The 6,212-nt window shown below is 39.2% G+C and carries 6 protein-coding genes and 1 pseudogene; 5 read left to right on the forward strand and 2 right to left on the reverse strand.

From position 1 onward, the window contains the following. Window positions 1–493 (reverse strand): annotated as a pseudogene (locus tag LC605_RS30440) (hypothetical protein); the annotation flags it as partial. An 867-nt stretch (window positions 494–1,360) separates the two neighbouring features. Beyond that, a complete protein-coding gene (locus LC605_RS30445) occupies window positions 1,361–1,567 on the reverse strand; it encodes a hypothetical protein (protein WP_229551153.1) in 207 nt (68 codons plus the stop codon). A 149-nt stretch (window positions 1,568–1,716) separates the two neighbouring features. Here LC605_RS30445 and LC605_RS30450 point away from each other — a divergent pair, with 149 nt between their 5' ends. The 5 genes from LC605_RS30450 (at window position 1,717) to LC605_RS30470 (ending at window position 6,068) form a co-directional block, all read left to right on the forward strand. Further along, window positions 1,717–2,868, forward strand: a complete 1,152-nt coding sequence (locus tag LC605_RS30450; RefSeq protein WP_229551154.1) for a DDE-type integrase/transposase/recombinase — start codon at window positions 1,717–1,719, stop codon at window positions 2,866–2,868. Further along, window positions 2,795–4,015, forward strand: coding sequence for an ATP-binding protein (locus LC605_RS30455; protein WP_229551155.1), 1,221 nt, complete (start codon window positions 2,795–2,797; stop codon window positions 4,013–4,015). Before LC605_RS30450 ends, LC605_RS30455 begins: the two co-directional genes overlap by 74 nt. 61 nt (window positions 4,016–4,076) lie before the next feature. After that, window positions 4,077–4,964, forward strand: a complete 888-nt coding sequence (locus tag LC605_RS30460) for a TniQ family protein (protein WP_309143285.1) — start codon at window positions 4,077–4,079, stop codon at window positions 4,962–4,964. 112 nt (window positions 4,965–5,076) lie between these two features. Then, window positions 5,077–5,775, forward strand: a complete 699-nt coding sequence (locus LC605_RS30465) for a hypothetical protein (RefSeq protein WP_229551156.1) — start codon at window positions 5,077–5,079, stop codon at window positions 5,773–5,775. A gap of 14 nt (window positions 5,776–5,789) precedes the next feature. Further along, window positions 5,790–6,068 carry a hypothetical protein gene (locus LC605_RS30470; protein WP_229551157.1) on the forward strand — a complete coding sequence of 93 codons (279 nt, stop codon included), beginning with the start codon at window positions 5,790–5,792 and terminating at the stop codon, window positions 6,066–6,068. The last annotated feature ends 144 nt before the right edge of the window (window positions 6,069–6,212 follow it).

Raw genomic sequence — 6,212 nt, forward strand, 5'->3', positions numbered from 1 at the left:
CTAAAATGGTTAATTTTTTTGGTAATTGATGCCCGAATAATGCACCCATCCCCTCTAGCACAACTTTCAGCACTTCTACTTTCACTTCTGATTGTTTGCCAGCTAGTATTGGCTGATATTCCCCACTGAGTACTTTTTGTAATTCGTTCGCCAGACCAACATCATGTAAGCTGACGACTAATTTTAAGTGCCAAGCTTTACGGTGTGGCAGATGTGCCAATGCACCTAACAAAGTTAATAATGCGTTGTTAACTTTATTTTCATTGTTATCAGTATTCCGGTCAAAATAATTTCCTGTGCGGAAAGCTGATTCTCCAACTGTGTAAGCAGCACCGTTAAAAACTACCCTTCCTGGTACGTCTTCCATCTCGGCATTAGTTATATAGCTGGGAACACGAACTACTTCAAATCCTTCGACTAAAAGTTTGAGGCTTCCGTAACCGTTATCGAAACCGGCAGGAAAAATTTTTTGCAACGCGTGAATGTTTGACATAGGGGACAAGTTAATACGGTTCGATTTGTGAAAGTTATCTGTTCAGATAATTTTGGGGAGCAGGGAGAGAAGAATAAAATAACTACCCCTTTTTGATCCAGAACCAAGAGTTTATCATAACCTGTTGGGGGCCAAGTGGGGTATAAAATATCAGACAAGGAAATATACCCCATTTAACACCTATGTAACACTTATATAGGGGTAAAAAACTCCTCAAAGTCCTGAAGGATTGTTGGGGTATATGTAACACCTATATAACTCCCAAGAAGAATCTTTGAAATTTTTTCTATCAACGTAGCAGAAATTTATCTTTGATTTATACTTTACTGTCAAAACGATTCAAAATTCTTGCATTATCAATGAAGGCAGGAGGCACCAGCGCTGTTCAAGAGTAGAGGAAAACAGCGCTGGTGCCCTCCTGCCCGTGACCGTAGGGAACAAGGGTCTAAAACCCCGCCGAAAACAAAAGCGCTTACAATTTGGTTGGGGTTTGAATCCCCATACATTTTGTGCCTCCTGCCTCTTTCAACAATTTCATTATTACAAGACGCTCTCTACGAGACGCTCTTGCTAGCAAGAGCGTCTCGTAGAGAAGGATAATTAATTCAAAATTATTCTTCTTATTCCTAACAGAATTTTGAAGTTTCTCTATTGGTTTATGAGCTAAAAGGTCAAAAAAAAGGGCTTTGGTCGTTGGTCGTTGAATTTTAACTCTTGCTTAGGTGGCTTGGGCGATCGCTCGGTAGACTTTATCAGAACTTTCTTTCCGGAATTTTGAGAAATGAGTGTATTTTAACTAGCAGTTCATCTTTTAAACATTTTTACCAAGTCACAGATGAGTTTATGCACTAAAGCGTATAGTTGCCACTAATCATCAATTCTTCCTACCAACTCTTCTAGTTGAGAGAGTAGTTTATCTAACTTTGCTCGTTTGTTTGGATCATCCCAAACAGATGTTTTTTTCAGCTGTTTTCCAATTTCCGAATACCTCTGAACATAGGTTTTACTAGGTGTGATTTCTTGTTCAATGAGATTGAGTTCCTGAATTTTTTGCTTAATGTCTCTGAAGCTCAAGTTTTGGGATACTGCTAGCTTGAGCCGTTAAGGAATTAATACAGCAAGCGGAATTTTGTTAGAAGAAATTGGACAGAATCCCAAAATGGAAAAAGAAAATGGACACAAATCCGGTAAACTAAACTGAAGTTCCAAACTCTAACCAATCAATGCTCACAGAAGAAGAGTTTGACCAATGGTGCGGTCAAAAAAGACTTACCCAAAGTACCCGCTCTCTTATAGCTCAGATTCGCCAAATACCACCATCTCGCCGAGTACAAGGGAATTATGGCAATGTTTGTGGGAATTATTGTAGTGAAAAAATGGGTCAAACTATTCAGTTTGAGTCTCATCGGGGGGAGTTAGCACATATTATTGACCAACTAGAGCATAACCGAGAAGTTTTAGAATATTACGACCAACCACCGCCCCTGGAATTAAACTACTTTTCAAAAAGCGCTCGTCAAGTTCGTACAAGGCATACTCCTGATTTTTTCGTAATCGAAGTAAACTGGGTTGGCTGGGAAGAATTTAAACCCATTAGTGAATTAGTCAAAAAAGCACAACAACAACCCAACCGCTACGTCCAAGATGAAAACGGAAATTGGTTTTGTCCACCAGGAGAGGAATATGCCCAAAAATACGGACTTAACTATCATTACTATACTGCCAAAAATAGACGAGTGAGTGGAGTCTATCGAGAATTTCAATTAGCTTGTAGTCAACAACAACCACCCTTTAAACCCCCCTCGGAAAGAACATTTCGCGAGCAGATTAAACGACAAAAAAATTATCAACTCACCCAAGCTCGTCAAGGCTCAAAAATAGCCAAACAAACGAAACCCTTTCAGTCAAACAATGGAATGCCTAAAGATGGAGAATTACCTTGGGAAAACGCTCACATTGACCATACTTGCTTAGATATTAACTTAGTTAGTTCCTTAATTTCCCTAGCAACTTGCAATATTAGTAGTGCTATTTCCAGCGAACAAATGAGCTTAGGTCGCTGTTGGGCAACTTTTCTGGTAGATGGTTATAGTAAAAGGATTTTAGCGGTCTATCTTTCCTTTGAACCACCCAGTTACCGTAGTTGTTTAATGGTAATTCGGATTTGTGTCAAAAGGTTTGGTCGATTACCTCAAACCATAATTACCGATAATGGAAAAGAATTCCATAGCGTCTATTTTAAACAACTTTTGGCTTATTACAAATGTCACCATAAATACCGCCCTTCAGGAGAACCTCGTTATGGAAGTCCCGTGGAAAGAGTATTTGGCACAACTAACACGTTATGGTTACATGAATTACAAGGAAATATCTGAAAGGGTAACATTCTTTGTTAATTATACAATGGCTCATCCTCATCTAATTCAGGCTTTCAATGAAGTCATGCAATCGGTTTATCAAGCACCGGGGATTTCCTTAATTTTCGTGGTTGGAGCAACCGGAGTAGGGAAAACCACATTACTGCGCCGTTTAGAGCAAAAACTAACCGAGAAAGCCTTACCTGAATTAAAGCACAATCAGGGTAAAGTCCCTGTAATTGGTTTAGAAGCTAAAGCTCCAGAATTTAGTCAGTTTGATTGGAAAGATTTTTATATCCGTCTGTTAAAAGTGTTAAATGAACCTTTAATCGAGAAAAAGATTAATTATGGGCAATCTTGCTCAAAGTGGCGGAGTGCGGTGGAATCGGCTTTAATTCAACGTTCTCCCGATGCTTTTTATATTGATGAAGCCCATCATCTTGCTATGTTACCTAGTGGTCGTAAATTAAAAGATCAACCCGAAACTCTCAAATCTCTTGCCAATCTAACTCAAGTTAAGATTATTCCCACTGGAACTTATGATTTATTACCTTTAATTGATTTAGGAGATCAATTATGCCGACGTAGTAAAACCATTCATTTTCAACGGTATCATGCTGACAATTCGCAAGAAGCAAAAGCGTTTAAAAGTGTGGTTCAAACTTTTAGTCAATATCTTCCTTTACCTCAACAACCTGATTTGTTATCTAATTGGGAATTTCTTTATGAGAGGAGTTTAGGTTGTGTAGGTATTCTTAAAGATTGGCTTTCTGTAACCCTTTCGGAAGTTTTAGATAGTGATGGAAATGCTCAGACTATTACTTTATCTGATTTACAACGTCATGCTTTGGGAGTCCGTCAATGTTTGGTAATGCTGAAATCTATTTCTACAGGTGAACAACAACTACAAGAGTCATCAGAGGATTTACTCAAACTACAAAAAGATTTGAAACTAATCCCCTCATCTCATGGTACTACTCATCTGAAACACAGCCAAAGCAAGAAGGAGCGCGAAGTCTGCCGGACAGAAGATTCTGGGAAAGAGCGAGCTTCGCAAAAAAATACGAAAAAGCAGATTGCACAAACTTCTCCTCGCCGTTATCCCTTAAACAAGGAGTCCTCAGAAAAGGAGGAGAAAGAAACAGACTTTTTTCATTCCTTATGATTCTTGGAATTTAACGATTCAAAATCTACCTAAAAGAAGCCACCTTTATCCTCTGCAACCAATAGGTTTAGGAACTCCTGATACTGAGAGTTTTAGTAGCTATCTGCAAAGATTAGCACAACAGCATTGCCTTCGACCTTGGCAACTTTATACCTATGAACTCGTTCCCTTGATTCAACATGAGGAATATTTATTGCAGAAAGATACTAAAAAAACTTCCATTAAACAGATATTTTTAACGAACAAAACAACTTCTTCTAATTTATCAGTTATCAATGGACTTCAATCTATTACTCCAATCATTCTTTCGGCTATAGAACAGTTAACATCTCGTCAAGATTTATACTCTTTAACTTTAGTGAGTTGGCTGAAAGTCCTTGATTCAGTAGAGCCACTTTTGAAACATTCTTGTGCTTGGTGTCCCTATTGTTATCAAGTATGGCGAGAGCAAGGAGAAGTTATTTATATTCCTTTGCTCTGGTTAATTGAAAATGTTAAGTTTTGTCCTCAACATCGCATTTTATTAGAGAATACTTGCCCCTATTGCCATCAAAGAATGTTAAATTTTTGCCAACCAGGCTATTGTTCTCATTGTGGAGAATGGTTAGGTCAAAGAAAGCCTCCCCTTAATTTGGCTACTTATTTTAGCTCGGTAGAATATTTGGAGAGCTATCAACGAAGCATCTCTTGCTTACAAGAGTTAATTGCGATTACACCTTCTTTATCAAAACGACCTCAGATTCAGGATGTTTATTTGTACCTCCATGAACGTTGCGTCCATCTTGATGAACAAGGGTTAAAAGACCTTTCTTTTTCCTTTTGGATTAGATCCCACTTAATTGCTAATCCTCAACGCTGTAATCATGCTTACAGACCTGGCATTTCTTTGCATTTTCTCTCTGAAGTTGTCCGTTGTTTTAATATTACTCCGAGTCAACTTTTCCTTTAGTTTTTTTCATGTTATTTTTTCAACATCTTTGGAAGGTAAAGTTGGACAACGATTTTTGGAAGGTAAAGTTGGACAACCTGGACAGAATCTTCTTCAAGTCACAGAATAGGCGATGGTTCATATTTATGCCGCAATGCTTGGCTCTCTGGTTGGGGAGTCTGAAGGGAATGTTAGACGTGCTTTGAAAACAGTAGAAGCGATCGCTCAAAGAAAGCGTTTCTCCGATCGAGGAAGTACAGGCGCTGCACAAGCTCTCAACAAAGTACCAGGAAAGATAGTTGATGAATTGCGCCGTCAATATCCAGAGCAGAAATGGACGGTTGATTCGCTAGTTCCAGAGGAGATTTTAGCTAAATTTCGAGATATTACTAATAGTGCTAATAGTGAGAGATTACAGCCTCAACAAACACCTGTAGCAGATATACCCTCAGCCTCAATCACCAAAGCATCGGAAGCAATTCAACAAGCCTCATACAAGTTGACTGCGGCTGATAAAGAGACTATTTCTGGTGCTATAGCCGTTCAAAATGAGCAATCTAAGATTTTGGGTGCATCGACTGGTGTCACAGGAGCTTTATTGTTCATGGAATCCTTGATTGGAGCCAAGGGGACGGTGTTGGATGCCTTTGCTGAACAATCCATGTTGGAAGTCGATAATCAGATTACCGAGATAGATCAGAGTTTGATTAATTTGGCAGAAGAAGCCTCAACAAGACTGGGGGAGTCGATCCGCAAAAAGGAACAACTCAAAACCCGACTCAATTTGTTGCGGGAGAGAGTTTCTTCAATGGGGACACAGATCCGATTTTAGAAGCTTATAAAACAGTGGCAGCATTGCTACAGATCCAAAATGAAACTGTTGCCACTGTTGCCGAAATTCGATTACTTCAAAAACTATTAACTCATCAAAGGAAAAATCAAGTTATGGATATTCTCAGTACCGGATTGTTTGCTACTTCAGTTGTTGGCGCTTTAGGTGGCAGTGCATATCTTGTTGGTAGCGTTGTCGCTACTGGATTAATTGGCAGTGGGATGTTCATTCCCTTGGGATTAATTGTTGGTGCAGGATTGACATTTTTGGGACGGGCATCAAGGCAAGAGTGATGGGTGGGAGTGTTTCACAACACTGTTTCATGAAACGTTTCATGAAACGTTTCAACAGTTTCATCAATGTTTCAGGGCGTGAAACACCATGAAACAGCATTCCGGCAGCGTGAAACATGAAACGTGAAACATGAAACACCAGAC

Source organism: Nostoc sp. CHAB 5836, assembly GCF_020829445.1.
GTDB lineage: Bacteria > Cyanobacteriota > Cyanobacteriia > Cyanobacteriales > Nostocaceae > Nostoc.

What these genes read in the sequence shown, in the direction of transcription:
- LC605_RS30450 (WP_229551154.1), top strand. Translation starts at nt 1,717, where the DNA reads ATGCTCACAGAAGAAGAGTTTGACCAATGGTGCGGTCAAAAAAGACTT.
- LC605_RS30455 (WP_229551155.1), top strand. Translation starts at nt 2,795, where the DNA reads ATGGAAGTCCCGTGGAAAGAGTATTTGGCACAACTAACACGTTATGGT.
- LC605_RS30465 (WP_229551156.1), top strand. Translation starts at nt 5,077, where the DNA reads ATGGTTCATATTTATGCCGCAATGCTTGGCTCTCTGGTTGGGGAGTCT.